We start from the raw sequence: 25,414 nt of genomic DNA on the forward strand, positions 1-25,414 counted from the left end.
TTCATGTGGCAAAAACGCTTGGGCGTGGGCTCCGTTGGGGCAGAACCCGCGTCGCTTGGAGCTGTGGTGTGGACGCCTCGACGGGTTGGGGGATCCGTCGACTTGTCCGGTTATGCGGTGACTCAGGCTTCGCTGCGCTGCTGCGGGATACCCGCAAGCAGTGCGCGGACCTCAGCCTCGCGGTAACGACGGTGCCCTCCGAGCGTGCGGATGGACGTGAGCTTGCCGGCCTTCGCCCACCGCGTGACCGTCTTGGGGTCGACGCGGAACATCGTGGCGACCTCAGCGGGGGTCAGCAGCGGCTCGGCATCAGGGGTGCGAGCGGTCATGAGCGGCCTCCTCGGGAGAACCGAACCTTCTCGGTTCTTTCCTCTAAATTCTGCACCTTGACCCGCGTTGCCCGAAATGGCGGACGCGGGTCGAGTCGGTTATAGGACGAACGGCTTGTCCTCGGCACTACAACTACACCATCCGTCCAGCCGCGTCGGCCAAACCGATGGAATTGCCCTCCCAGGTGTTCATCAGCGACGGAAGCCGATGGACCATGCCATAGCGGACAGTCACGCCACTGTGACGATCAGTCACAGGGCGATCAGGAGTCACCAGACGTCCCAAAAGCGTGCAATGCCGAGATTCCCCCCCAAAAGCGGGCGGAGGGAGCCCTCCCCCGGGCTCCTTGTCCTATTTTGACACGAGGAGGGGGAAGCGATGCAAGAGCCGGGTAAGTGCCGTCCGTCACGCTTGACACCCATTGACGTATACGCCCGGATCGGGGCCTACGTCCTGGACGTGAGGGTTCTTCAGTGTGTGAGGACCATACGCGAGTTCGACCCCAAACCTGTGAGAGCCAGATCACAACCGGACGGGATGACTTCAGTTCGCCGAACGCCGGTCCCTGACCGACCGCCAGCGCTCCACCAGCCGGCCGTACGCCTCGCCCGCCGTCGCCCCGTCCCCGGTGCGCAGCGCCTCGATGCCCTCGGCCACGTCCGCCGCGGAGTGGTCGCCCTCCAGTTGGCCGGCCGGCAGCGTGTGCACGAGCCCGCCGTAGTCCAGCTCGACCAGCGAGCGCGGATGGAACTCCTCCAGCCAGCGGCCGACGTCCACCAGGCCCTCGATGAGCGGCCCTTCGTCGAGCGCGTCCCGGAGTGTCCGCAGGGCCCGGGCCGTTCGCCGCCGCGCCTGCACCATCGGCGTCCGGTAGCGCAGCAGAGACGCGGTTCCGGCCGGGCCCGTCCCCTTCTCGTACTCCCGCTCCTCGTCCGTGACGAGCACGAACCAGTTCAGCGGCACCTGCCAGGTCGAGGTGCGGATCCACGGGCGGGCGTCGGGATTGCGCGCCAGCCAGCGCTCGTAGTCGAGGGCGGCCTGACGGCGCACCAGCGGCGGCAGCACCGCGTCCATGACCGACGCGGGAAGCTCCTCGCCCAGTTCGTCCAGTGCCTGCCAGCCGCGCAGCCGGGTGCGCCAGGGGCAGACGCACACCACCCCGTCGACCTCGGCGACGAACGCGTCACCGCTCTCGTGCACCGGGACGGGGACCGGCGGGGTGGGCAGCAGATCGGCCAGCGAGCGGCGCAGTTCGTCCTGGTACGAGGGGCGCTCGGCGCGCTGGGCGTAGCGCGTCCAGTGGGCGCGCTCGGACTCGGGGAACGCGGCCAGTGGCTCGTACACCCGCAAGTACGACGTGTACGGGACGATCACCGCGGACACCTTGGGCACGCCTGCTCCCTCCCCCGTCGAGCACCGGGAAAACCAGCGAGAACCGATCGGAACCTGAAGAGAAATCTATGCAAATCGAACCATGACCGTGCCCCGCCCGTAGGTGATCCTGACCACTGCGCCGAGGGCGGGTCGGCACAGGCTCTAGTCTCATTCCCACGGAGCCCGCCATCCGCACGGGCCCCGCACCCAACCGCCGCTTTTTACCTGGGAGTCACCACAGTGACCGACGTAACCGGCGCGCCTGCTGATGTACTGCACACCCTGTTCCACTCGGATCAGGGGGGTCATGAGCAAGTCGTGCTCTGCCAGGACCGCGCCAGCGGCCTCAAGGCCGTCATCGCCCTCCACTCCACCGCCCTGGGCCCGGCCCTCGGCGGCACGCGCTTCTACCCGTACGCGAGCGAGCAGGAGGCCGTCGCCGACGCCCTCAACCTCGCGCGCGGGATGTCGTACAAGAACGCCCTGGCCGGGCTCGACCACGGCGGCGGCAAGGCCGTCATCATCGGCGACCCGGAGCAGATCAAGTCCGAGGAGCTGCTCCTCGCCTACGGCCGGTTCGTCGCCTCGCTCGGCGGCCGGTACGTCACCGCGTGCGACGTCGGCACCTATGTCGCCGACATGGACGTGGTGGCGCGCGAGTGCCGGTGGACGACCGGACGCTCCCCGGAGAACGGCGGCGCGGGCGACTCGTCGGTCCTGACCGCCTTCGGTGTCTTCCAGGGCATGCGGGCCTCCGCGCAGCACATGTGGGGCGACCCGACGCTGCGCGGCCGCAAGGTCGGCGTCTCCGGAGTCGGCAAGGTGGGCCACCACCTGGTCGACCACCTGCGCGAGGACGGCGCCGAGGTCGTGATCACGGACGTGCGGGCCGACTCCGTGCGGCGGATCCTCGACCGGCACCCCTCCGGCGTCACGGCCGTCGCGGACACCGAGACGCTCATCCGCACCGAGGGTCTCGACATCTACGCGCCCTGCGCGCTGGGCGGCGCGCTCAACGACGACACCGTGCCGGTGATCACGGCCCGGATCGTGTGCGGCGCGGCCAACAACCAGCTCGCGCACCCGGGCGTGGAGAAGGACCTCGCGGACCGCGGGATCCTGTACGCGCCCGACTACGTCGTGAACGCGGGCGGTGTCATCCAGGTCGCCGACGAGCTCCAGGGCTTCGACTTCGACCGGTGCAAGGCGAAGGCCACGAAGATCTTCGACACCACGCTGGCCATATTCGCACGTGCGAAGCAGGACGGGATCCCGCCGGCCGCGGCGGCCGACAGGATCGCCGAGCAGCGGATGGCGGAGGCGCGCCGCCGCTGACCCCTTCCGGGGCCATCGGTGCTTGTCAGGGACCCGCCGATGGGCGGTTGGGAGAGAACTCTCACGTCTGTCGGCGGGTCGGGCGCCAAGAAGAGGTTAAAATCGCGGTTGACCAGCGAGGACAGGGCACCTCGCTGGTGCTGGGCGAAGGCGCGTGCTGCGGGCGACGTACCGTATGGGCGCGGGCTCAGGTACCGTGGAAGCCCTACGGACCGGTCTCTCCACGGAGAGTCCGTTCCAGATCATGAACGCGTGTCAAGACTCTGGGGCCGTCGAGCCCCGTATCCGAGGGGGTCGAGCCATGGGGCGCGGCCGGGCAAAGGCCAAGCAGACGAAGGTCGCCCGCCAGCTGAAGTACAGCAGCGGCGGGACTGACCTCTCGCGTCTGGCCAATGAGCTGGGCGCTTCGACTTCGAGCCAGCCGCCGAATGGCGAGCCGTTCGAGGACGACGACGAGGAAGACGACCCGTACGCACAGTACGCGGATCTCTACAACGACGACGACGAGGACGAGGACGACCAGTCCGGTCCGCAGTCGCAACGTCGCGGCGCTTGACGCAACAGCGTCCCTCGCAGTTTCCGCGATCTCTTCTGGTGGCGGATCTCCTGGCGTGGGTTTCTGGCAGATCCCGCCTGGCGGTTTTCTCGTAGCGACTGCACTTCACCCGGTCCGGGGTTTCAACGCCGGACCGGGTTTCGTGCTGCTCCGGGGGCTTCGGCCCGCGTGACCGCGCGCCGAAGCTCCCGTCACCCGTTTCAGCTCGCGTAGTCGCCGATGAGCGCCGCGCCCGTCGTGTGGTCCCCGCGCTCGGTGATCTCACCGGCGACCCAGGCTTCCACGCCGCGGTCCGCGAGGACGGCGAGGGCGACCTCGGCGGACTCCTCGGGCACGATCGCCATCATGCCGACGCCCATGTTCAGCGTCTTCTCCAGCTCCAGGCGCTCGACACCGCCGGTCCTGCCGACCAGGTCGAAGACCGGCGCCGGGGTCCACGTGCCACGGTCGACGATCGCGTGCAGGCCGTCCGGGATGACCCGCGCCAGGTTGGCCGCCAGACCGCCGCCGGTGATGTGGCTGAACGCGTGCACCTCGGTGCTCTTCGTCAGCGTCAGGCAGTCCAGCGAGTAGATCTTGGTGGGCTCCAGGAGCTCCTCGCCGAGCGTGCGGCCGAAGTCCCCGATGTGCTGGTCCAGGCGCAGGTTCGCCCGGTCGAAGAGCACGTGCCGGACGAGCGAGTACCCGTTCGAGTGAAGACCGGAGGCCGCCATGGCGATCACCGCGTCACCCGTACGGATGCGATCCGGGCCGAGCAGCTCGGCGGCCTCGACAACGCCGGTGCCGGCGCCCGCCACGTCGAAGTCGTCCGGGCCCAGCAGACCGGGGTGCTCGGCCGTCTCGCCGCCCACCAGGGCGCAGCCCGCGAGGACACAGCCCTCGGCGATGCCCTTCACGATGGCCGCGACCCGCTCCGGGTGGACCTTGCCCACGCAGATGTAGTCGGTCATGAAGAGCGGCTCCGCGCCGCACACCACGATGTCGTCCATGACCATCGCCACGAGGTCGTGGCCGATGGTGTCGTACACGCCGAGCTGCCGGGCGATGTCGACCTTGGTGCCCACACCGTCGGTGGCGGAGGCGAGCAGCGGACGCTCGAACCTCTTGAGGGCGGAGGCGTCGAAGAGACCGGCGAAGCCGCCGAGGCCGCCGAGGACCTCGGGGCGCTGCGTCTTCTTCACCCACTCCTTCATCAGCTCGACGGCGCGGTCGCCCGCCTCGATGTCGACTCCGGCGGCCGCGTAGGACGCGCCGGAAGCGGTGCCCGTCGACGAAGTCGACTGATCGGATACAGCAGACATTGCCTGGGATCTTTCGGTTGGTGAAACGGGGCTCTGCGGCGCTACGGGCGACGGATGGCGTCAGCCGCGGCCGTGGCTGCGGGACCCGCGGCCAGCTCGGTCTCCAGGAGCTGCTTGCCGAGCAGTTCGGGGTCGGGAAGCTCCATCGGGTACACGCCGTCGAAGCAGGCGCGGCACAGATTCGGCTTGTCGATCGTCGTGGCCTCGATCATCCCGTCGAGGGAGATGTACGACAGCGAGTCGGCGCCGAGCGAGGTGCCGATCTCCTCGATGGTCATGCCGTTCGCGATCAGCTCGGCGCGGGTCGCGAAGTCGATGCCGAAGAAGCAGGGCCACTTCACGGGCGGCGAGGAGATCCGGATGTGGACCTCGGCCGCGCCCGCCTCGCGGAGCATCCGGACCAGGGCGCGCTGGGTGTTGCCGCGCACGATCGAGTCGTCGACGACGACCAGACGCTTGCCCTTGATGACTTCCTTGAGCGGATTCAGCTTCAGGCGGATTCCGAGCTGGCGGATCGTCTGCGAGGGCTGGATGAAGGTCCGGCCGACATAGGCGTTCTTGACCAGGCCGGCTCCGAAGGGGATGCCGGAGGCCTCCGCGTAACCGATCGCGGCGGGCGTCCCGGACTCCGGGGTCGCTATCACCAGATCGGCCTCGACAGGCGCTTCCTTGGCGAGTTTGCGGCCCATCTCGACGCGCGAGAGGTACACGTTCCGGCCGGCGATGTCCGTGTCGGGACGGGCCAGGTAGACGTACTCGAAAATGCAGCCCTTGGGCTTCGCTTCCGCGAATCGCGAGGTCCGCAGACCGTTCTCGTCGATGGCGACGAACTCGCCCGGCTCGATCTCGCGCACATAGCTGGCGCCGCAGATGTCGAGGGCCGCGGACTCGGAGGCGACCACCCAGCCGCGCTCCAGGCGGCCGAGGACCAGCGGGCGGATGCCCTGCGGGTCACGGGCGGCGTAGAGGGTGCTCTCGTTCATGAAGACGAGCGAGAAGGCTCCGCGGACCTGCGGGAGGATCTTGGCGGAAGCCTCTTCTATGGTCAGCGGCTTGCCGTCGTCGTCGACCTGGGCCGCGAGGAGCGCGGTGAGCAGGTCGGTGTCGTTGGTGGCCGCCACACGGGTGGTACGGCCTTCCTGCTTGGGCAGGTCGGCGACCATCTCGGCGAGCTGCACCGTGTTGACGAGGTTGCCGTTGTGGCCGAGCGCGATGGAGCCGTGCGCGGTGGCACGGAACGTCGGCTGGGCGTTCTCCCACACGGAGGCACCGGTGGTCGAGTAGCGGGCGTGACCGACCGCGATATGACCCTGGAGCGAACCGAGAGAGGTTTCGTCGAAGACCTGGGACACGAGGCCCATGTCCTTGAAGACGAGGATCTGGGAGCCGTTGCTGACCGCGATTCCCGCGGATTCCTGACCCCGATGCTGGAGGGCGTAGAGCCCGAAGTAAGTGAGCTTGGCGACCTCTTCGCCCGGAGCCCAGACACCGAAGACGCCGCAAGCGTCCTGGGGGCCTTTCTCACCGGGGAGCAGATCATGATTGAGTCGACCGTCACCACGTGGCACGGCACCGAGTGTAGGCGAGATCGACCACTGGTCCGAATTGGGGACAGGGGCCCCGAGTGGATCACTCGTCGGCCACCGCGCTGACGACTGTGCCGTTTGTGCTGGTCAGCGTGATGCTTCGATGATCCAACGCGTAGCCGACCTTGCCGTCGAAGACTCCCAGGAGCGTCTTCTCGGTCCTCATGAGTGAGTCTTGGCACATCATGCGGGTCGTACGGGCCCGGCCGAGGGTGATATGTCCGTCGCGGACGGTGGCCCGGCCGGACGCGTGGTTGCAGCCGAGACGGCCCTCGAAGGTGCCGTCCTCGCGCAGGACGAAGTACGCGTCCGCCCCCTTCGGGAGCGGCCGGGAGACGTTGCCGTCACCCAGTGCGGTGACCGTCCACTTCGTCCCCCGCAGCGGGGCGTCCTTCTCCCGGGTGAGGCCGATCCGGTCGCCGTTGTCGGCGGTGAGCGTCAGCCTGCCGCCGTCGGCCTTCGCCGTGAGCGGGCCCCGGTCCGCGAAGGCGCGGCTCAGACTCCGTTCGAAGTCCATCGGGCCCTTCGCGCAGGCCATGTCCGTCGTCCGGAGTTCGCCGAAGTCGACCCGGTCACCCGTGAAGGTGACCTTCGAGCCGAATCCGTTGCAGCCGAGGTTGCCGCCTGCGCGCCCGTCGCCGCCGATCCGCAGGTACGCCCCCGAGGGCGCCCGCGTGGTCTTCCCCTCGGCGGTGAGGCTGTCGACCGTCCAGTGGACGCCGGTCAGCGGCGCGGTCTCCGTCCTGGCGGAACCGTTTCCCGCCTGGGTGCCCCCGCACGCGGCGGCGAGGGGCAGCAGGGTCAGGACTGCGAGGGTCGTTCGCTGCTTGTCCATGCCGATGTGACGGGAGGGTCGGGCGACCGGTTCCCGTCCGGGGTGCCGCGAAGCCGGTTCACGGAGCCGGTTCACGGAGCCGGTTCCCGGAGCCGGATCGCGGAGCCGGATCGCGGAGACCGGGCGGGCGTCCTCCGGGGCCCTGGGCCTCCCCTCGGAGCCACGCGGGCGCCAGGTGCGGGGCAGGTGCCGGGGTGCGGGACGAGTGCCGAGGGTCGGAGCGGGTGCGGAGCCGGGACGCGGAGCAGGTGCGGGACGGCTGACCCGGACGGCTATCCCATCAGGGGGAGCAGGCCGCCGAGGTCGGCGCGCTCGCCGCTCGCGCTGACCTTCGCCTCGTCCAGCGCCGCCTTCCACTCCGCGCGCCCCGTGGCGAGCCGGATCCAGGTCAGCGGGTCGGTCTCGACGACGTTCGGCGGGGTGCCACGGGTGTGCCGGGGCCCTTCCACGCACTGCACGACGGCGTACGGCGGAATCCTGACCTCGGTCGACGCGCCGGGCGCCTTCACGGCGAGGGTGTCGGCGAGCAGCCGGGTGCAGGCGGCGAGGGCCTGGCGGTCGAAGGGGATGTCCGTACCGGCGGCGCGGTTCAGGTCGTCGGTGTGGACGACGAGTTCGACGGTACGGGTGACGAGGAAGTCGGCGAGGGTCATCGCGCCGGCCGGCACGTCGAGCAGCCGGCCGCCGGGGGCCGTGGCCAGATGCTCGGTGATGCGGGCGCCGACGGCGGCGTAGAGCGCGTCGAGGTCGGGGTGCGCGGCGGCGAGTGCGCGTGTGCCGTCGGCGATGACCCCGGCGCGGGAGGCCGTCCCGAACGGCCAGTCCAGCAGCGCGAGTTCCTTCACGGGGGGCGCGGGCAGGCCGAGCTGCCGGCTCACGACGTCGAGGGACATCGTGATGTGCGCGGCCAACTCCCGTACGCTCCAGTCCCCGAGCAGCGCGGGCATCGCCAACCGCTCCTCGTCCAGGGCGCGTACACCGTCCCGTACGTTCCCGAACTGGGCGAGCACCGCCGCACGGATCCTGGCGGGGTCATAGGTGCGCGCGCGCTTTCGGGCCGAGGTCATACGGGGAGCCTAGTCTTCCGGCCCGGAGGTGCGGGCCGGAAGACGACCGCACCGCGCACCTCGCTGCGGAGGACTCCGCGGCCCCGCCCCGGGAGACCGAGCCCGTCGGCGTGACGGGCGGACGAAGACGACGAAGGCCCCGCCCGTCGGAACGGGCGGGGCCTTCACGCGCGCGGGCGGACCCCCGCGGAAGCGGGCGGGTTACGCCAGCAGCGCCGGGATGGTCCCCTCGTGGGCCGTGCGCAGCTCGTCCAGCGAGAGCGCGAACTCGCCCTGGACGTCCACCGCGTCACCGTCGACGACACCGATGCGGGTGACGGGCAGACCCCGGGCACCGCACATGTCGTTGAAGCGCAGCTCCTCCGAACGCGGGACGGCGACGACCGCGCGGCCCGCCGACTCCGAGAACAGGAAGGTGAACGCGTCGAGACCGTCGGGCACGATCAGCCGCGCGCCCTTGCGGCCGTGCAGCGCCGACTCGACCACGGCCTGGACCAGACCGCCGTCGGACAGGTCGTGCGCGGAGTCGATCATGCCGTCGCGGGAGGCCGAGATGAGGATCTCGCCGAGCAGCCGCTCGCGCTCCAGGTCCACCTTCGGCGGCAGACCGCCCAGGTGGTCGTGGACGACCTGAGACCAGGCCGAACCGCCGAACTCCTCGTGGGTGTCACCGAGCAGGTAGAGGAGCTGGCCCTCTTCCTGGAAGGCGACCGGGGTGCGGCGGGCGACGTCGTCGATGACGCCCAGCACGGCCACGACCGGGGTCGGGTGGATGGCGACGTCGCCGGTCTGGTTGTAGAGCGAGACGTTGCCGCCGGTCACCGGGGTGCCGAGCTGCTGGCAGGCGTCGGCCAGACCGCGGATCGCCTCGGCGAACTGCCACATGACGGCAGGGTCCTCGGGCGAGCCGAAGTTCAGGCAGTCGGACACGGCGAGCGGCTTGGCACCGGTCGTCGCGACGTTGCGGTAGGCCTCGGCGAGGGCGAGCTGCGCGCCCGTGTACGGGTCGAGCTTGGCGTAACGGCCGTTGCCGTCGGTGGCGATGGCGACGCCGAGCCCGGTCTCCTCGTCGATGCGGATCATGCCCGAGTCCTCGGGCTGCGCCAGCACCGTGTTGCCCTGCACGAAGTGGTCGTACTGGGAGGTGATCCAGGACTTGGACGCCTGGTTCGGGGAGGAGACCAGCTTCAGGACCTGGTCCTTCAGCTCCTCGCCGGTCGCCGGGCGGGGCAGCTTGTTCGCGTCGTCGGCCTGGAGCGCGTCCTGCCACGACGGGCGGGCGTAGGGGCGCTCGTAGACCGGGCCGTCGTGCGCGACCGTGCGCGGGTCGACGTCGACGATCTTGCCGCCGTGCCAGAAGATCTCCAGCCGGTCGCCGTCGGTGACCTCACCGATGACGGTGGCGATGACGTCCCACTTGTCGCAGATCTCCAGGAAGCGGTCGACCTTCTCCGGCTCGACGACCGCGCACATGCGTTCCTGCGACTCGCTCATGAGGATTTCCTCGGGAGACAGAGTCGAGTCGCGCAGCGGTACGTCGTCCAGGGTGACCCGCATGCCGCCGGAGCCGTTGGACGCGAGCTCGCTGGTGGCGCAGGACAGACCGGCCGCGCCGAGGTCCTGGATGCCGACGACCAGCTTCTCGGCGAAGGCCTCCAGGGTGCACTCGATGAGGAGCTTCTCCTGGAAGGGGTCGCCGACCTGGACGGCGGGACGCTTCGACGGCTTGGCGTCGTCGAAGGTCTCCGAGGCGAGGATCGACGCGCCGCCGATGCCGTCGCCGCCCGTGCGGGCCCCGTACAGGATGACCTTGTTGCCCGTGCCCGACGCCTTCGCGAGGTGGATGTCCTCGTGCCGCATGACGCCGATGGCACCGGCGTTGACCAGCGGGTTGCCCTGGTAGCAGGCGTCGAAGACGACCTCGCCGCCGATGTTCGGCAGGCCCAGGCAGTTGCCGTAGCCGCCGATGCCCGCGACGACGCCCGGCAGGACGCGCTTGGTGTCGGGGTGGTCGGCCGCGCCGAAGCGCAGCGGGTCGACGACCGCGACCGGGCGGGCGCCCATGGCGATGATGTCGCGGACGATGCCGCCGACGCCGGTGGCCGCGCCCTGGTAGGGCTCGACATACGACGGGTGGTTGTGCGACTCGACCTTGAAGGTGACCGCGTAGCCCTGGCCGACGTCGACGACACCGGCGTTCTCGCCGATGCCGACGAGCAGCGCGTCGGACTGCGGGGCCTTCTCGCCGAACTGGCGGAGGTGGACCTTCGAGGACTTGTAGGAGCAGTGCTCGGACCACATGACGGAGTACATGGCGAGCTCGGCGCCGGTGGGCCGGCGGCCGAGGATCTCGACGACCCGCTCGTACTCGTCCTTCTTCAGACCCAGTTCGGCCCAGGGCAGCTCGACGTCGGGGGTCGCGGCCGCGTGCTCGACCGTGTCCAGAGGCGTGCGGCTCATGCGTTGACCAGCTTCTTGAGGATCGAGGTGAAGAAGGGGAGGCCGTCGGTGCGACCGGAGCCCACGAGGGGCTCGACGGCGTGCTCCGGGTGCGGCATCAGACCGACGACGTTGCCCGCCTCGTTCGTGATGCCGGCGATGTCGCGCAGCGAGCCGTTCGGGTTGACGTCCCGGTAACGGAAGACGACCCGGCCTTCGGCCTCCAGCATGTCGAGCGTGTGCTCGTCGGCGACGTACCGCCCGTCCATGTTCTTCAGCGGGATGTGGATCTCCTGGCCGGCCGTGTAGTCGGCGGTCCAGGCGGTCTCCGTGTTCTCCACCCGCAGTTTCTGGTCGCGGCAGATGAAGTGCAGGTGGTTGTTGCCGAGCATCGCGCCGGGAAGGAGGTGCGCCTCGGTGAGGACCTGGAAGCCGTTGCAGATGCCGAGAACCGGCATTCCGGACTTCGCCTGCTCGATGACGGTCTCCATCACCGGCGAGAAGCGCGAGATGGCACCCGCCCGCAGATAGTCGCCGTACGAGAAACCGCCGGGCAGCACGACGGCGTCGACCTGCTTGAGGTCCTTGTCCTTGTGCCAGAGGGCTACGGGTTCGGCACCCGCGAGCCTGATCGCGCGCTGCGTGTCGCGGTCGTCCAGGCTGCCCGGAAAGGTGACGACTCCAATACGAGCGGTCACTTTCCGGCCTCCGCGACTTCCTCGACCTTGACGGTGAAGTCCTCGATCACGGTGTTGGCGAGGAAGGATTCCGCCAGTTCGTGGATGCGGGCGAGCGCGGCGTCGTCCACCGGCCCGTCCACTTCCAGTTCGAATCGCTTTCCCTGACGGACGTCGGAGACACCTTCGAAACCGAGGCGCGGCAGTGCACGCTGCACCGCCTGGCCCTGGGGGTCGAGGATCTCCGGCTTGAGCATGACGTCGACTACGACGCGTGCCACTGGCACTCCCGGTGTGTGGTGCTGAGCAGGTCCCTTCAGACTACCCGTACAAAATTTCTACTCGCGTAGATTCGTAGAATCCTACGTGACCCCGATCACGATCACGCATCGGCCCGGGGGCATGCACGGAAAATCCTGGGAAAAACCGCAGAAGAACGGCAGGGGGCCATTGCCACCGGACACGCGGAAGGATTTAGTCGGGCTTCACAATGCAATGCCGGGCACTGTACAAATGAATTGGCAATAGCCGATACTTTGCTCGATAACAGCCGGACAGTCGACATCTCCCCGACAACTCCGTGACGTCCGCGCACGTCATGACCGTTGATCGCGAGGGTGTCGCACGAAGGGACCGATATTCGTGGCGCAGCGTGTCGTGGTCACTCTCTTTGACGACATCGACGGCTCGGAAGCGGCGGAAACGATCGCCTTCGGACTCGACGGCAAGTCGTACGAGATCGACCTCAATCCCACCAACGCCGAGGAACTGCGCAAGGCCCTCGAGCCGTACGTCGAGGCCGGCCGCAAGCGGTCGAAGTCCGGGAAGGCGTACACGCACACCGCGTTGACGCCCGACCCCGCGGCGGTCCGCGCCTGGGCCCGTTCCAACAAGATGGACGTCCCGCCGCGCGGCCGGATTCCCAAGAAGGTCTACGAGGCGTTCGCCGAGTCGCACTGACCCGGCATCCGGCCCCGACCGGGCCGGGCACCCCGCCCGGGCACCCCGCCCGGGGTGCCCGCCGGAGCCCTCCGCCGGCCCCCGGAACAACCGACTTGCGCTGACCCCCGCCCGATCGGCTAGAGTCTGGAACACGCCGAGGGGCAAGGCCGAAAAGCCGGAACCCGAAGGTCGTGCGGGTGTAGTTCAGTAGTAGAACATCCTCCTTCCAGGGGGAAGGCGCAGTGTGCAATTCCTGTCACCCGCTCTGCATCGCTCACCGATCGCTTGTCGATCAGGTAGGGTGGTGCTCGCGCCGATTGGTGGAAGCCTGTCGGATGCAATGCGGACGTAGCTCAGTTGGTAGAGCGCAACCTTGCCAAGGTTGAGGTCGCCAGTTCGAACCTGGTCGTCCGCTCAGCGAAGTAAAGGCCCCGGTCATCGACCGGGGCCTTTCTCGTATCCCCGTGCGTACCGGCGCCCTCGCGACGGGATGCCGTCCGACCGTCTGACATTTGTCATGCCGAGTGATGACAACGCGCACTGCTGCCGGGGCCCTTCCGCGCCGACGCTGATCTCATGAACACGAACGAGCACGACGACGTGATCGTGGTCACTGATCTGCGGCGCGTGTACGGGGGCGGCGGAACGGATTTCGAGGCGGTGCGCGGAGTCACCTTCTCCGTGCGCCGCGGTGAGATCTTCGCGCTCCTCGGCACCAACGGCGCGGGCAAGACCTCCACCGTCGAACTGATCGAGGGCCTGGCTCCCCCGGCCGGCGGGACCGTGCGGGTCCTCGGGCATGATCCCCACGCCGAACGGGCCGCCCTGCGGCCCCGTATCGGCGTGATGCTCCAGGAAGGCGGCTTCCCGTCCGAGCTGACGGTCGCCGAGACCACCCGGATGTGGGCGGCGTGCACCAGCGGGGCGCGGCCCGCCGGACAGGTCCTGGACCGGGTCGGCCTCGGACACCGCTCGGAGGTGCGCGTGAAGCAGTTGTCCGGCGGCGAGAAGCGGCGCCTGGACCTGGCGCTGGCCCTCATCGGCGACCCCGAGGTCCTCTTCCTCGACGAACCCACCACCGGCCTCGACGTGGAAGGCCGCCGCGGCACCTGGGAGTTGGTCCGCGAACTGCGCGACGGCGGGACCACCGTCCTGCTGACCACCCACTACCTGGAAGAGGCGGAAACGCTCGCCGACCGGCTGGCGATCCTGCACGAAGGACGGGTCGCGGCCCTCGGCACCCCGGCCGAGGTGACCGCCTCGCAGCCCTCGCACGTCTCCTTCGAGCTGCCCGACGGCTACCTACCCGGCGACCTGCCACCGCTGCCGGAACTCGGGGTGAGCGGCCACGAGACAGCGGGCCGGACGATCCGGCTGCGCACCGGCGACCTCCAGCGGACGGCCACCGCCGTCCTGGTGTGGGCCGAGCGGGCGCGCGTCGAACTGCGGGGGCTCGACGTGCGCTCGGCCTCACTGGAGGAGGCGTTCCTGCGGATCTCGCGGGAGGCGGCGGCACCCGGCCCGGACGGGCCGGGGAGGACCACGGACACGCGGAAGACGAGCACGAGGGGAGCCACGGCATGAGCGGAACAGCGGTCACCACCGGCGCCGGCCCGGCCAGGACCACGGCAGTGGGCCGGATCAGAGCGCTGGCACGTGCCGAACTCACCCTGCTGAGCCGCACGAGGGCGACCCTCGCCACCGCGGTACTCGTCCCGATGGTCATGCCGCTCATGCTCCGCTCGAACCTCGGGTCGATGCACCTGAAGGGCACCGGACTCACCGTCGGCTCGGTCCTGCTCCCCTCCTCCATCGGCTTCGTGCTCCTCTTCGCCGTCTACGGCTCCCTCGTGAGCGTGTACGCGGCGCGCCGGGAGGAACTCGTCCTCAAGCGGCTGCGCACCGGGGAACTGCGGGACCTGGAGATCCTCGCGGGCGCCGCGCTGCCCTCGGTGGCGATCGGTCTCACCCAGTGCCTGATCCTGACCGCCGCCTACCGGGCGACCCTCGGGATCGGGATGCCCGAGAAACCAGAAATCGTCCTGCTGGGGCTGCTGTCGGCGTTCGTCACCTGGCCTGCGCTCGCGGCCGTCACCGCGAGCCTCAGCAGGAGCGTCGAGGGCGCCCAGATCGCCGCCAGCCCGCTGACCGTGGTGTCGCTGCTCGGCTCCGGGACCTTCATCCCGCTCGAACTGCTGCCGGACGACATGGCCCCGTTCTGCGAACTGCTGCCGCTCACCCCGGTGATCACCCTGATCCGCGGCGGCTGGACCGGACACCTCTCCGCCCACGACACCGTCGGAGCCCTCGTCACGGCGTTGGCCTGGACCGTGATCGCGGTGTTTGCTGTACGCCGGTGGTTCCGCTGGGAACCGCGGCGGTGACCACGGACACGGGGGTGGGCATGGGCAGGCCGTCCGGCTGGTGGCGGGGCAAGAGCACACCGGCGAAGGTCGAGACGTACACCCGGTGGTCGTTCCACTTCTTCTCGCTGCTCGAAGCCGCCTCGATCGGGCTGCCCGTCTTCGGGACCATGCCCCCTGCCCGCTCCTGGGCGGTGTTCCTCATGGTGTGCGGGCACTCGGTGTTCTGTGCGGTGACCGCCTCCCGGGCGCTGGACTGGACACGCGGAACCCGGGAACAGCCCCGGCGGACACTGCTGGCCCTGGCCGCCTGCACCTGTGTGATGGCCGTCGCGGGGACCGTCCTCTCGGGCACCCCCTGGCGCCCGGCGAGCGACGACGCGTTCCTGGTCGCCTCCTCGCTGCTCGTCGGCGTCACGGCGTTCGGCACCGGCACGGTCGCGCTCGGGATCCGTGACCGGCGCCGGATGACGTACGTCGTGCTCGGCGCGGCCGCGGGTACGGGGGTGCTCTCGCCGCCCCTCGGCTTCGCGGCACCCGCCGCGCTGATCACCGCCGTTCTGGTGCTGCTGACCGCCGGCTTCCTGACGTTCACCGCGGCCTTCTCCGTCTGGCTCCTCAACGCCGTGTACGAACTCGACGCGGCCCGCGAGACCCGCGCCCGGCTGGCCGTCGCCGAGGAACGGCTGCGCTTCGGCCGCGATCTGCACGACGTGATGGGCCGCAACCTCGCGGTGATCGCCCTCAAGAGCGAACTCGCCGTACAGCTCGCCCGGCGCGGGCGGTCCGAGGCCGTGGACCAGATGACCGAGGTGCAGCGGATCGCGCGGGAGTCCCAGCGGGAGGTGCGCGAGGTCGTACGGGGCTATCGCGACGCCGACCTGGCCACCGAACTGGCGGGAGCTCAGGGCGTGTTGACGGCAGCGGGCATCGACTGCTCCGTCACCGGCACGACCGCGGGGCTGCCGGCGCAGGTCCAGTCGGCGCTCGGCTGGGTCGTACGGGAGGCGACGACCAACGTGCTGCGGCACGGGAACGCCGGGACGTGCACGCTGTCCCTGCGGGTGACGCGGGAGCGGGTGACCCTCACCGTCGAGAACGACGGGGTGCCGCAGGAGGCGGGACCGGCCCCCGGTCCGGACGCGGGACCGGCACGAGGCAGCGGGCTCGTGGGGCTGCGGGAGCGACTGGAGAAGGTGGACGGGATCCTGCGGGCCGGCGCGAGCGGCGGAGTCTTCCGCCTGACGGCGGACGTGCCATTGCACCCCTCCCCGGAGACCCGCACAACGGCCCCCGGCAACCCGACCCCGGCCGCACACACGCCGGCTCCCGGCAACGGACCCCAGACCGCCGGCCCAGCCGCCCCCAGCGACCCGGCCCCGGCCGGCCGCACAGCCGCCCCGGACGCGCGCACCTCGGCTCCCGGCAGCAGGACTCAGACCACCGGCCCAGCCGCCCACGGCGACCCGGCCCCGGCCGCCCGCACAGCCGCCACCGGCAACACGGCCCCGGACGTACACGCAACCGCCCCCGACGGCCCTGCCCCGGACGCGCGCACCTCGGCTCCCGGCAGCAGGACTCAGATCACCGGCACAGTCGCTCCTGGCGACCCGACCCCGGCCCCGGAAGCGCACACGGCCACTCCCGGCGACCCAGCCCCGGACGCGCACACGGCCGCCCCCGGCATCCCCGCCCCCGCGAGTGGCGAGACGTCCGGGGAGTCGGCGGTTCCGCAGGTTTCGCAGCAGGCGAGAGAGGCCACCCCATGACATCCCCGTCGCCCGGCACGCCGGCGCCCGACGCTCCCGTACGGCTGCTGCTCGCCGACGACGAGCATCTGATCCGGGGAGCGCTGGCCGCGCTGCTCGGGCTGGAGGACGACCTGGTCGTGGTCGCGGAGGCCGCGACCGGACCGGAGGCGCTGGCGATGGCGCGGGCACACGCACCCGATGTCGCCGTCCTGGATCTTCAGATGCCGGGGGCGGACGGTGTGAGCGTAGCCACATCGCTGCGGGCCGAACTGCCGGGCTGCCAGGTGCTGATCGTGACGAGCCACGGGCGGCCGGGACACCTGAAGCGGGCGCTCGCGGCGGGCGTGCGGGGGTTCGTGCCGAAGACGGTCAGTGCGCGTCGGCTCGCGGAGATCATCCGTACCGTGCACGCGGGAAACCGTTACGTGGACCCGGAGTTGGCGGCCGACGCGATCTCCGCGGGGGACTCGCCGCTGACCGCGCGCGAGGCCGAGGTGCTCGAATTCGCCGCCGACGGGGCACCCGTGGCGGAGATCGCGGAGCGGGTCGCGCTGTCCCAGGGGACGGTACGGAACTATCTGTCCTCGGCCGCGTCCAAACTCGGCGCGGAAAACCGGCACACCGCAGTGCGTCTCGCACGGGAGCGAGGTTGGGTATAGTTGCTCTCGCACCACGGCGCAAGCGGACGTAGCTCAGTTGGTAGAGCGCAACCTTGCCAAGGTTGAGGTCGCCAGTTCGAACCTGGTCGTCCGCTCCGGAAAAGAAGCCCCCGACTTCGGTCGGGGGCTTCTTCGTGTTCATCGCCCGGGTGGAGAAGGTACGGAGCCCGGAAGGCACGGGCCCGGCCGGCGGCCCGGCCCGTGGACGGGGGTCAGGACCAGCTCACGCCCGTCAGACGCTCGTACGCCTCGATGTACTTGGCGCGGGTGGCCTCCACGACCCGCTCGGGCAGGGCGGGCGGCGGCCGCTCGCTCTTGCGGTCCCAGCCCGACTCGGCGGAGGTCAGCCAGTCGCGGACGTACTGCTTGTCGAACGACGGCTGCGCGTGGCCCGGCTCCCAGACGTCTGCAGGCCAGAACCGCGAGGAGTCCGGGGTCAGCACCTCGTCGGCCAGGACGAGCGTCTCGCCGTCGTAGCCGAACTCGAACTTGGTGTCCGCGAGGATGATGCCCCGGTCGCGGGCGATGTCACGGGCACGGCCGTAGACGGCGAGGGTCGCCTGGCGCAGCTCGGCGGCCGTGTCGGCGCCCACCTGACGGGCGACCTCCTCGTACGAGACGTTCTCGTCGTGCTCGCCGACCGCGGCCTTGGTGGCCGGGGTGAAGATCGGCGCGGGGAGTTCCGAGCCGTCGACGAGCCCCTCGGGGAGCGCGAGACCGCAGACCGTGCGGGTGTCGTTGTACTCGACGAGGCCCGAGCCGGTCAGATAGCCGCGGGCGACGCATTCAACCGGAGCCATCCGCAGGGACTTGCAGATCAGGGTGCGGCCGGCCCAGTCGGCCGGGGCGCCCGGCGGGAGTTCGGTGCTCAGCACGTGGTTGGGCGCCAGTTCGGAGAGCTGGTCGAACCACCACAGGGAGAGCTGGGTGAGCGTGCGGCCCTTGTCGGGGATCTCGGTGGGGAGAACCCAGTCGTAGGCGGAGATGCGGTCGCTGGCGACCATCACGAGGTCGCCCGCCTCGTTCTGGTACAGATCGCGCACCTTGCCGGTGTGCAGATGTACCAGACCCGGCACCTGAAGGGGTTCGGGCTTTTCGACGAATCCGGACACGGTTCCTCCCCGTGGTTCTGTCCAATGCGCTCGATTCTCCCGTATGGGGCGAGCGCGTGTGGACACGGGGCGTGCCGAGCGGGCGCGAGGGCCCGCGGAGCGGGCCGTCACGGGCGCCCGTGACACGGGTGCGTGGCGGGTGCCCGTCGGAGTCGCTCAGTCGTGTTTGCAGATGCGGTCGAGGAGATTGGCGGTCGCCCGCTGAATACGGGGGTCCACGTGGCCGGGGCGGTCGAGGGCCGGGGACCACGCGAACGTTCCGGACGCGAAGACCAGGGCGCCGGACGGGGCGCGGTAGAGCGAGGTCTCCTGATGACGCAGGACGCCCTCGCTGTCGGGGTACGGGGAGTGCGCCAGCAGGATCCGGTCCTGGTGCTCCGGCAGTGGGGTGCGCGGGAAGTAACGGTCCGCCTCACCCGCGACCATGCCCTCCACCTCGTCGCCGTCGTGCGCCCCGGTCGCCTCCCACAGCCAGTGGTCGGCGTTGCGGACGATCAGCGGGTGCGGCTCGGGCACACGCCCGGCGTACTGGATGCCGATGAGCTGCTGCTCGGGGCGGTCGACCTCGCGCCACAGGACGGGCTTGCCGGGGCCCCGGCGTTTCCGGCAGGTCAGCAGCCGGTCCGTGACGCCGGACGGGGACGGACCCAGCTCCACCTGCCAGTACATGGTGTTGGCGGAGAGGAAGACGAGCGAGGTGCCGTGCTCGCGGGCGAGTTCCGTGGTGCGGCGCATCTGCGGCGACCAGTACTCGTCGTGGCCCGGGAAGACCAGGCCCCGGTAGCGGGTGGGGTCGACGCGGCCCGCGTGCAGATCGCGGGCGTCGGCGTAGGCGAGGTCGTAGCCGTAGCGCTCAGCCCAGCGGATGAAGTCGTAGGCGTGACCGACGTGGAGGGGCAGGCCCGCGCCCGCGTACGGACGGTCGAAGGAGACGGTCGTCGCGGCGTCGGCCTCGCCGAGGAGCCGGCCGTGCTCGTCCCACGCGTGGTAGAGGCTGGCACCGGTGTGACCGTCCTCCGGATACAGGTTGTACGCCTGCCAGGTGATGTCCGGGAGCAGCAGAAGCAGATCGGCCGTCTGGTGGTTGCGGACGGTGAAGGGGACGTGCGAGCGGTAGCCGTCGAGGGTGGTGAGGACGGCGACATAGGCGCCGACGCTCCAGTAGGACGGGATCTGCAGGCGCCAGGACAGCCACCAGTGGTGGCAGGAGACCGTACGGTCGGCCGTCAGCGGCGGCGGCTGGACGATCCCGGAGAGCCGGGGGCTCGTGGTGATCTTGCTGGCGCCGTCGCCGCCGTAGTGGCCGATGCGGTAGATGTCGACGCTGAACTCCTGCGGCGGGTCGACCGTCACATGGAAGTCGATGGACTCGCCGGGCGCGGCGGCACCCGTGCTGGTGAAGCCCTTGATCTGCCGGTGGACGTCGTCGGCGGAGCGGGGGCCTCCGGGTCCCGAGCGCGGGCGGGTGCGGGAGGTGGAACGCGGGGCCGGGATCCGGGAGGCGCCGGCCGCGGGCTGGGGCGGCTGGGGCGCGTCGGTGTCCAGGTACCAGGGGACGACGTGGCCGGTGTCGTCGAAATACGTCTCGCTGCCGCGGAGCCAGGGAACGGGTCCCAGGCCGAAGGGATCCGTGACGGCGTGCGCGAGTGCCCCCGACTCCCAGCGGCGGATCTGCTCCGATCCCATGCCCGCACCCCCTTCTCGTGCCCCCGTCGTACTGGCAAGCCCTTGCGCCGTGCTCGATCGGTCCCAGCACATCACATTACGCACGCAGTCCGTCACCGTTCGTCGCGAATTGGCGTGAGTGGAACGGGTCGCTCCGCCTGGGCCGGGGCGCCTGCGAACGGTGGGGCGGGACCGGGGACCGATGGGGCGGGACGACCGCCGGACGGGCCGCCCTCAGACCAGTCGGACCGGCTTCTCCGGACGAACGCCGAGATGGCGGAGCCAGTCCCGCAGGGGCACGGGGTCCCCCGTCTCTATGAGGGTGAGGACACGGGGGCCGATGTCCCCCGCCCGTTCACCGCCGACGAGGAGGGATGGACCGTCCAGCCAGTCGAGTCCGGGAACCGCCCCCGCGGTGTCCATCGCGGAACAGCAGACCATCGCCGTGACGTGGTCGGCCAGCAGCTCGCGGCCGGTCCTGGGCGGCTGGAGGGGGAACAGCGGCAGCATCCGGTCGTCCCACAGGTCGTGGTCGGTGTCCCGCTGCCCGGCGCTCCCGGCGGGCCGGGGCTTCGCCGGTGCGGACGCCTCCTCGCGGGCCAGTTCCGCGGTGAGCCGGGCGGCGAGGGCCGCGGACCGCTCGTTCCCCACGGCGAGGTCGGGGTCGTCGCTCTCGGCGATCCCCATCTCTCCGTACGCCTCGGTCCGGTGCTCGGCGAGGACGGCCGCGCGGGCCGGATTCTCGGCGGGCGCGGCCTCCGAAGGCGCGGACAGGTGGTCGAGGACGCGGGCCAGGGTCGGCCCGTCCGCCTCGGGCAGCGCGGGGTCGGCCGGGTGGCGGACGCCGAGAGCGTCCAGGACGCGGTGGAGCCGGGCGGCGTCGGTGCGCCATTTGCGGTCGACGACCTCGTCCGGATAGTCCTGCCAGTCGACCGGCGCCCAGCCGGGGCCGGCCTCGGCGGGACCGCCGTGGAAGAGGCGGGCGGCGAGCAGCGAGGCGGCCTCGTCCACGGTGCCCGGCTCTTCGAGCAGGTCGCAGGCGGGGCGCTCGCCGAGCCGGGAGGCGAAACCCTCGGCGAGGCGGTCGCGGCGGGACAGCTCGGTCAGGGCGGCGACGACACCCACGTCCAGGCGGGAGGGCCAACGGCCCATCCGCCAGGCGGGCAGCGCGACGCGGGTCAGCAGTCGGTCCCAGCCCGCGTAGGCCAGGCCCACCTGTTCCTGGGCGACGATCCGCACGCCGTAGTCCACGGCCTGCGCGCGCTCGGCCGCCGCGGACGCCACGGCCCGCTCCATCTCGGCCGCGTGCCCCCGGCAGCCGCGCAGCAGGAGCCGGGTGACCCAGCCGACGCCGGCCAGGACCGTGCGGGGCAGCGGGCCCCGGCCGGGCGCCGAGGCCACGGCCACGGCCGCGTCCAGGCCCCGGACGAAGCGGCGGGCCGCGGCTATGTCCGGGTGCGCCGAGGGGCCCGTACCGGCGACGACGGGTGCGAGGACCGCCCGCAGTTCACCGACCCGCATCCACCACAGGAAGGGGGAGCCGATGACGAGGACGGGGGCGGTGGTCAGCCGGGCGGCGCGGTCCGTCAGCGCGGTCACCACCGGGCCGCTTCCGGCCGGGCCCCCGCGCCGGCCGTCCGGCTCGTCCCGTCCGCCCGTCGAGGACCGGCCGTGTGCCCGGTGGGTGCGGTCCTCCAGCCAACTGTCGCAGTCAGGGGTGAGCGCTATCGCCGAGGGGGCCGGGACGTCGAGACGGTCGGCCAGGTCACGGACCATGCGGTAGAGATCGGGGGCCGACGCCTCGGCGATCGGGACCGTAGGGCTCATGGCGGGCCGGGCGCGGGCCACGACGAGCGCGATGCCCGCCGCCGCGAGGAGGACGAGGACGGCGAAGACCGTCACGGCCCATCCCGCGATTCCCCAGGGCCTGCCGGTGACGCGGCCGGTGGCGCCGGCGACGAGCAGCACGACGGCCACGGCCGCGGGCAGCAGGGCGACGGCCAGCGCCCGGCTGCGGACGCGCAGCACAGCGAGAGCCCGGGAGCGCGCTGCCTGCGCGCCCACCTCCACACCCATACCGGTCACGACCGGACGTCACCCCCTACTTGTCCGCCTGGCACCGGCCGTGTCGCTGCCGGTCCCGACGGATGCCCTGGCGTTGGTCACTCCCCCACTGTGGCACCCGCCACCGACATCGCAATGCCGGTGGGCCAAGTGCCGGAATGCTTTCGCCGCACCATAGTTGGGGCCCCGGCCCTCGTCAGCCGGATAGGGCATCGGTCACTCGATGGAATGGCTCTGGGGAGAGGTGGATGACGGCGGAACCCGGACGGGCTTCCGGTTCCGTACAGAAATCCGCAGGTGGTGGGCGCGGACGCAACAAGACAAAGCCCCGGATTCCGTACGGAGTCCGGGGCCGGGTGCTGCTATGGCGACCGTGGGCTGTGCCCCGGCCAAGACCGTGGGCTATGCCCCGGCCGAGACCGTGGGCTATGCCCCGGCCGGGACCGTGGGCTATGCCTCGGCCGCCGCCTTCGCGGCGATGTCCGTGCGGTGCTGCGAACCCTCCAGGCCGATGCGGGCGACGGCCGCGTAGGCGCGCTCGCGGGCCTCGGTGAGGCCGGATCCGATCGCTGTGACGGACAGCACACGGCCGCCCGCGCTCACGACCGCGCCGCCCTCGTGGCGGGTGCCGGCGTGCAGGACGTACGCGTGCGGGGCGTCCTTCGCGGCCACCTCGTCGAGCCCGGTGATCGGGTCGCCGGTGCGCGGGGTGTCCGGGTAGTTGTGCGAGGCCACGACGACGGTGACCGCCGCGTCCTCGCTCCAGCGCAGGGGCTCCAGATCGGCGAGCGTGCCGTTCGCGGAGGCCAGCAGGACACCCGCGAGCGGGGTCGTCAGCCGGGCGAGGACCACCTGGGTCTCGGGGTCGCCGAAGCGGGCGTTGAACTCGATGACCCGCACGCCACGGCTGGTGATCGCCAGACCGGCGTACAGGAGTCCGGAGAACGGGGTGCCGCGGCGGCGCAGTTCGTCGACGGTCGGCTGGAGGACGGTCTCCATGACCTCCTCGACGAGCTTCGGGTCGGCCCACGGCAGCGGCGAGTACGCGCCCATGCCGCCGGTGTTCGGGCCCTCGTCGCCGTCCAGCGCGCGCTTGAAGTCCTGGGCGGGCTGGAGCGGGACGACGGTCGTGCCGTCGGTGATCGCGAAGAGGGAGACCTCGGGGCCGTCGAGGAACTCCTCGATGACGACGCGGTCGCAGGCATTGGCGTGCGCCCGCGCCGTCCCGAGGTCGTCGGTCACGACGACGCCCTTGCCGGCCGCCAGTCCGTCGTCCTTCACGACGTACGGCGCTCCGAACGCGTCGAGCGCCTCCTCGACCTCCTCCGGCGTCGCGCAGACGTACGAGCGTGCCGTGGGGACGCCGGCACCCGCCATCACGCCCTTCGCGAACGCCTTGGAGCCTTCGAGCTGCGCGGCCTCCCGCGAGGGACCGAAGCAGGGGATGCCCGCGGCGCGCACGGCGTCGGCGACACCGGCGACGAGCGGGGCCTCCGGGCCCACGATCACCAGCCCGGCGCCGAGCTCCGTGGCCAGCGCGGCCACGGCGGCGCCGTCGAGGGCGTCGACCGCGTGCGGCTCCGCCACCTCCGCGATCCCGGCGTTGCCGGGAGCGCAGTGCAGGGCGGTGACGTCGGGGTCGAGGGACAGGGAGCGGCACAGGGCGTGTTCGCGGGCGCCACCACCGATGACAAGGACCTTCACAGCCCCAGCCTAGCCGCCCCCCGACCCCGCCCTTGTAGGGGCTTCCGAGACACCGGGGGTACGGGACTGGTGCGATCCTCCAGGAAAGGGGGCACCGGGTGCGCTGGCGGGGGCCAGGGCGCGAGGTCTCAGGCCCGTGGGCCGGTGCTCAGGGGCCGGGTCACTCGTTCGAGAATTCCTCGACCACCGTCGCGCCGAGTTCGCGGACGATCAGTTCATGGCCCGAGAGGGCGGACTCGTCCAGGTCGGGGTCGTCGTCCTCCGGGGTGTCGTCCTCCGGGGCGACCGGCGGCGGCTCGTACGCCGGGGCCTGCGCGGGCGCGGACATGCCCGTGGACTGGGGACGGCCGCCGGACGGGCCGGACTGCGGGGCCGCGGGCCCGGAGGCCGGAGCGGACGGCTGCTGGGGCGCGGGGCGCTGGCCGGCCGGAGCGCCGCCGTACCCACCGGCTCCGGCGCCACCGCCGTAGCCTCCCGCGCCACCGCTGCCGCCGTAGCCCCCTCCGCCGCCGTAACCGCCTCCCGCCGGGGCCTGCGGCGGTGCCGAGCCGCCCGAGGCGTCCACGATGGCCTCGACCTTCCACTGCACGTTGAACTGCTCCGCGAGCGCCTGCCGCAGCACGTCCTCGCTGCCGCTGCTCGCGAAGTTGTCCCGTGCCCCGGCGTTGACGAAGCCGATCTGCAGGGTCGTGCCGTCGAAGGCCGTGACCTGCGCGTTCTGGCTGAGCAGGATCCAGGTGAACCGGCGGCGGTTCTTCACCGCCTCCAGAATGTTCGGCCACAGCACGCGCGGGTCGGGACCGCCCGCGGCCGGCGTCGCGGCCTGGGGCGCTCCCGGAGCGGCGGCGGCCGGAGCCGCGCCCGGAGCGCCGATGACGGCCAGCTTCGCGCCGACCTCGGCGGTCTCGTCCTCGCCGACCACGATCTCCAGCAGCACGCCGGCGACCGGCGCGGGGATCTCGGTGTCGACCTTGTCCGTGGAGACCTCGAGCAGCGGCTCGTCCTCCGCGACCTCCTCGCCGACGGCCTTCAGCCAGCGGGTGACGGTGCCCTCGGTGACCGACTCGCCCAGCGCGGGCAGCACGACGTCGGTGCCGGAGGCGCCACCGGCGGGAGCCGCGGCCGGAGCGGGAGCGGGAGCGGCCGGGGCCGCGGGAGCCTCGGCGACCGGGGCGGGGGCGGCCGGGGCGGCGGCCGGGGCCGGGGCCTCGGCGGCGGGAGCCGGGGCGGCGGCGGGCGCGCCCGTGCCGTCGTCGATGACGGCGAGCTCGGCGCCGACCTCGACGGTCTCGTCCTCGGCGACCTTGATGGACGCGAGGATGCCGGCGGCGGGGGAGGGGATCTCGGTGTCGACCTTGTCCGTCGACACCTCCAGCAGCGGCTCGTCGGCCTCGACGCGCTCGCCCTCGGCCTTCAGCCAGCGGGTGACAGTGCCCTCGGTGACGCTCTCACCGAGTGCCGGAAGGGTTACGGAAACCGGCATGGTTTCTGTGGCTCCTTATTGGGTCTCCCCTGCTCGGCCAGGGCCGAGAGCCAGGGGAAGTGCGGAAGTCTGTGGTCGTGGGGGGGGGCGGCCCCGCCCGGGGGGGGGAAGAGACGGGGGGGGGGGGGGGCCCCCCCCCCGCCGCGCCGGCGGGCGGGGCCGCGGGCCCGG

20 protein-coding genes, 3 tRNA genes and 1 pseudogene are annotated in these 25,414 nt (G+C 71.4%); 10 read left to right on the forward strand and 14 right to left on the reverse strand.

The features are described 5' to 3' along the window. Nucleotides 1–122: 122 nt before the first annotated feature. Nucleotides 123–329 carry a developmental transcriptional regulator BldC gene (gene bldC, locus ACFXGX_RS04705; protein ID WP_003949541.1) on the reverse strand — a complete coding sequence of 69 codons (207 nt, stop codon included), beginning with the start codon at nt 327–329 and terminating at the stop codon, nt 123–125. A gap of 544 nt (nt 330–873) precedes the next feature. Then, nucleotides 874–1,722: a hypothetical protein gene (locus tag ACFXGX_RS04710; protein WP_384784653.1), complete on the reverse strand. Its 849-nt coding sequence runs from the start codon at nt 1,720–1,722 to the stop codon at nt 874–876. Nucleotides 1,723–1,944: 222 nt separating this feature from the next. On the opposite strand from ACFXGX_RS04710, the gene ACFXGX_RS04715 reads away from it, so the two are divergent. Together ACFXGX_RS04715 and ACFXGX_RS04720 are read left to right on the forward strand one after the other, a co-directional pair. Beyond that, nucleotides 1,945–3,039, forward strand: coding sequence for a Leu/Phe/Val dehydrogenase (locus ACFXGX_RS04715; RefSeq protein ID WP_384784655.1), 1,095 nt, complete (start codon nt 1,945–1,947; stop codon nt 3,037–3,039). Between the two features lie 301 nt (nt 3,040–3,340). After that, entirely contained in the window at nt 3,341–3,595 is a 255-nt protein-coding gene (locus ACFXGX_RS04720) for a DUF3073 domain-containing protein (protein WP_037615441.1), read from the forward strand. A 200-nt stretch (nt 3,596–3,795) separates the two neighbouring features. Here the strand turns inward: ACFXGX_RS04720 and purM are convergent, their stop codons facing one another. From purM to purS, 7 genes are all read right to left on the reverse strand, one after another. Next, a complete protein-coding gene (gene purM / locus ACFXGX_RS04725; RefSeq protein WP_384784657.1) occupies nt 3,796–4,896 on the reverse strand; it encodes a phosphoribosylformylglycinamidine cyclo-ligase in 1,101 nt (366 codons plus the stop codon). A 41-nt stretch (nt 4,897–4,937) separates the two neighbouring features. After that, entirely contained in the window at nt 4,938–6,464 is a 1,527-nt protein-coding gene (gene purF / locus ACFXGX_RS04730) for an amidophosphoribosyltransferase (protein ID WP_384784659.1), read from the reverse strand. Between the two features lie 61 nt (nt 6,465–6,525). Continuing rightward, entirely contained in the window at nt 6,526–7,317 is a 792-nt protein-coding gene (locus ACFXGX_RS04735; protein WP_384784661.1) for an META domain-containing protein, read from the reverse strand. 272 nt (nt 7,318–7,589) lie between these two features. After that, on the reverse strand, nt 7,590–8,384 hold the full coding sequence (locus tag ACFXGX_RS04740) for a sterol carrier family protein (protein WP_384784663.1): 795 nt from the start codon (nt 8,382–8,384) through the stop codon (nt 7,590–7,592). Nucleotides 8,385–8,585: 201 nt separating this feature from the next. Then, a complete protein-coding gene (gene purL, locus ACFXGX_RS04745) occupies nt 8,586–10,844 on the reverse strand; it encodes a phosphoribosylformylglycinamidine synthase subunit PurL (RefSeq protein WP_384784665.1) in 2,259 nt (752 codons plus the stop codon). Continuing rightward, nucleotides 10,841–11,521, reverse strand: a complete 681-nt coding sequence (purQ, locus tag ACFXGX_RS04750) for a phosphoribosylformylglycinamidine synthase subunit PurQ (protein WP_384784667.1) — start codon at nt 11,519–11,521, stop codon at nt 10,841–10,843. The genes purL and purQ overlap by 4 nt, the downstream gene beginning before the upstream one ends. Continuing rightward, on the reverse strand, nt 11,518–11,781 hold the full coding sequence (gene purS, locus ACFXGX_RS04755; protein WP_005482678.1) for a phosphoribosylformylglycinamidine synthase subunit PurS: 264 nt from the start codon (nt 11,779–11,781) through the stop codon (nt 11,518–11,520). The genes purQ and purS overlap by 4 nt, the downstream gene beginning before the upstream one ends. Before the next feature lie 361 nt (nt 11,782–12,142). On the opposite strand from purS, the gene ACFXGX_RS04760 reads away from it, so the two are divergent. From ACFXGX_RS04760 to ACFXGX_RS04795, 8 genes and pseudogenes are all read left to right on the forward strand, one after another. Then, nucleotides 12,143–12,460: an Lsr2 family protein gene (locus ACFXGX_RS04760; RefSeq protein ID WP_355764587.1), complete on the forward strand. Its 318-nt coding sequence runs from the start codon at nt 12,143–12,145 to the stop codon at nt 12,458–12,460. A gap of 175 nt (nt 12,461–12,635) precedes the next feature. Continuing rightward, nucleotides 12,636–12,707, forward strand: a tRNA-Gly gene (locus ACFXGX_RS04765). A 77-nt stretch (nt 12,708–12,784) separates the two neighbouring features. Continuing rightward, nucleotides 12,785–12,857, forward strand: a tRNA-Gly gene (locus ACFXGX_RS04770). Between the two features lie 161 nt (nt 12,858–13,018). After that, nucleotides 13,019–14,026 (forward strand): ABC transporter ATP-binding protein, encoded by a 1,008-nt coding sequence (locus ACFXGX_RS04775; RefSeq protein WP_384784670.1) that lies wholly within the window; start codon nt 13,019–13,021, stop codon nt 14,024–14,026. Continuing rightward, nucleotides 14,023–14,826 carry an ABC transporter permease gene (locus ACFXGX_RS04780; protein WP_384784672.1) on the forward strand — a complete coding sequence of 268 codons (804 nt, stop codon included), beginning with the start codon at nt 14,023–14,025 and terminating at the stop codon, nt 14,824–14,826. Before ACFXGX_RS04775 ends, ACFXGX_RS04780 begins: the two co-directional genes overlap by 4 nt. 20 nt (nt 14,827–14,846) lie before the next feature. Then, nucleotides 14,847–16,067 (forward strand): annotated as a pseudogene (locus ACFXGX_RS04785) (sensor histidine kinase); the annotation flags it as partial. Nucleotides 16,068–16,570: 503 nt separating this feature from the next. Continuing rightward, nucleotides 16,571–17,215, forward strand: coding sequence for a response regulator (locus ACFXGX_RS04790; protein WP_384784674.1), 645 nt, complete (start codon nt 16,571–16,573; stop codon nt 17,213–17,215). 22 nt (nt 17,216–17,237) lie between these two features. Beyond that, nucleotides 17,238–17,310: transfer RNA gene (locus ACFXGX_RS04795), tRNA-Gly, on the forward strand. 117 nt (nt 17,311–17,427) lie between these two features. Here ACFXGX_RS04795 and ACFXGX_RS04800 read toward each other — a convergent pair. From ACFXGX_RS04800 to ACFXGX_RS04820, 5 genes are all read right to left on the reverse strand, one after another. Further along, nucleotides 17,428–18,327 carry a phosphoribosylaminoimidazolesuccinocarboxamide synthase gene (locus tag ACFXGX_RS04800; protein ID WP_384784676.1) on the reverse strand — a complete coding sequence of 300 codons (900 nt, stop codon included), beginning with the start codon at nt 18,325–18,327 and terminating at the stop codon, nt 17,428–17,430. A 156-nt stretch (nt 18,328–18,483) separates the two neighbouring features. Then, nucleotides 18,484–20,013, reverse strand: coding sequence for a N,N-dimethylformamidase beta subunit family domain-containing protein (locus ACFXGX_RS04805; RefSeq protein ID WP_384784678.1), 1,530 nt, complete (start codon nt 20,011–20,013; stop codon nt 18,484–18,486). Nucleotides 20,014–20,226: 213 nt separating this feature from the next. Next, on the reverse strand, nt 20,227–22,068 hold the full coding sequence (locus tag ACFXGX_RS04810) for a hypothetical protein (RefSeq protein WP_384784879.1): 1,842 nt from the start codon (nt 22,066–22,068) through the stop codon (nt 20,227–20,229). Between the two features lie 438 nt (nt 22,069–22,506). Continuing rightward, a complete protein-coding gene (gene purD, locus ACFXGX_RS04815; protein WP_384784680.1) occupies nt 22,507–23,760 on the reverse strand; it encodes a phosphoribosylamine--glycine ligase in 1,254 nt (417 codons plus the stop codon). A gap of 160 nt (nt 23,761–23,920) precedes the next feature. Further along, nucleotides 23,921–25,243, reverse strand: coding sequence for a biotin/lipoyl-containing protein (locus tag ACFXGX_RS04820; protein WP_384784682.1), 1,323 nt, complete (start codon nt 25,241–25,243; stop codon nt 23,921–23,923). Nucleotides 25,244–25,414 lie beyond the last annotated feature (171 nt).

It is taken from the genome of Streptomyces sp. NPDC059371, assembly GCF_042751995.1.
In the GTDB taxonomy this organism is placed as follows: Bacteria; Actinomycetota; Actinomycetes; order Streptomycetales; family Streptomycetaceae; genus Streptomyces.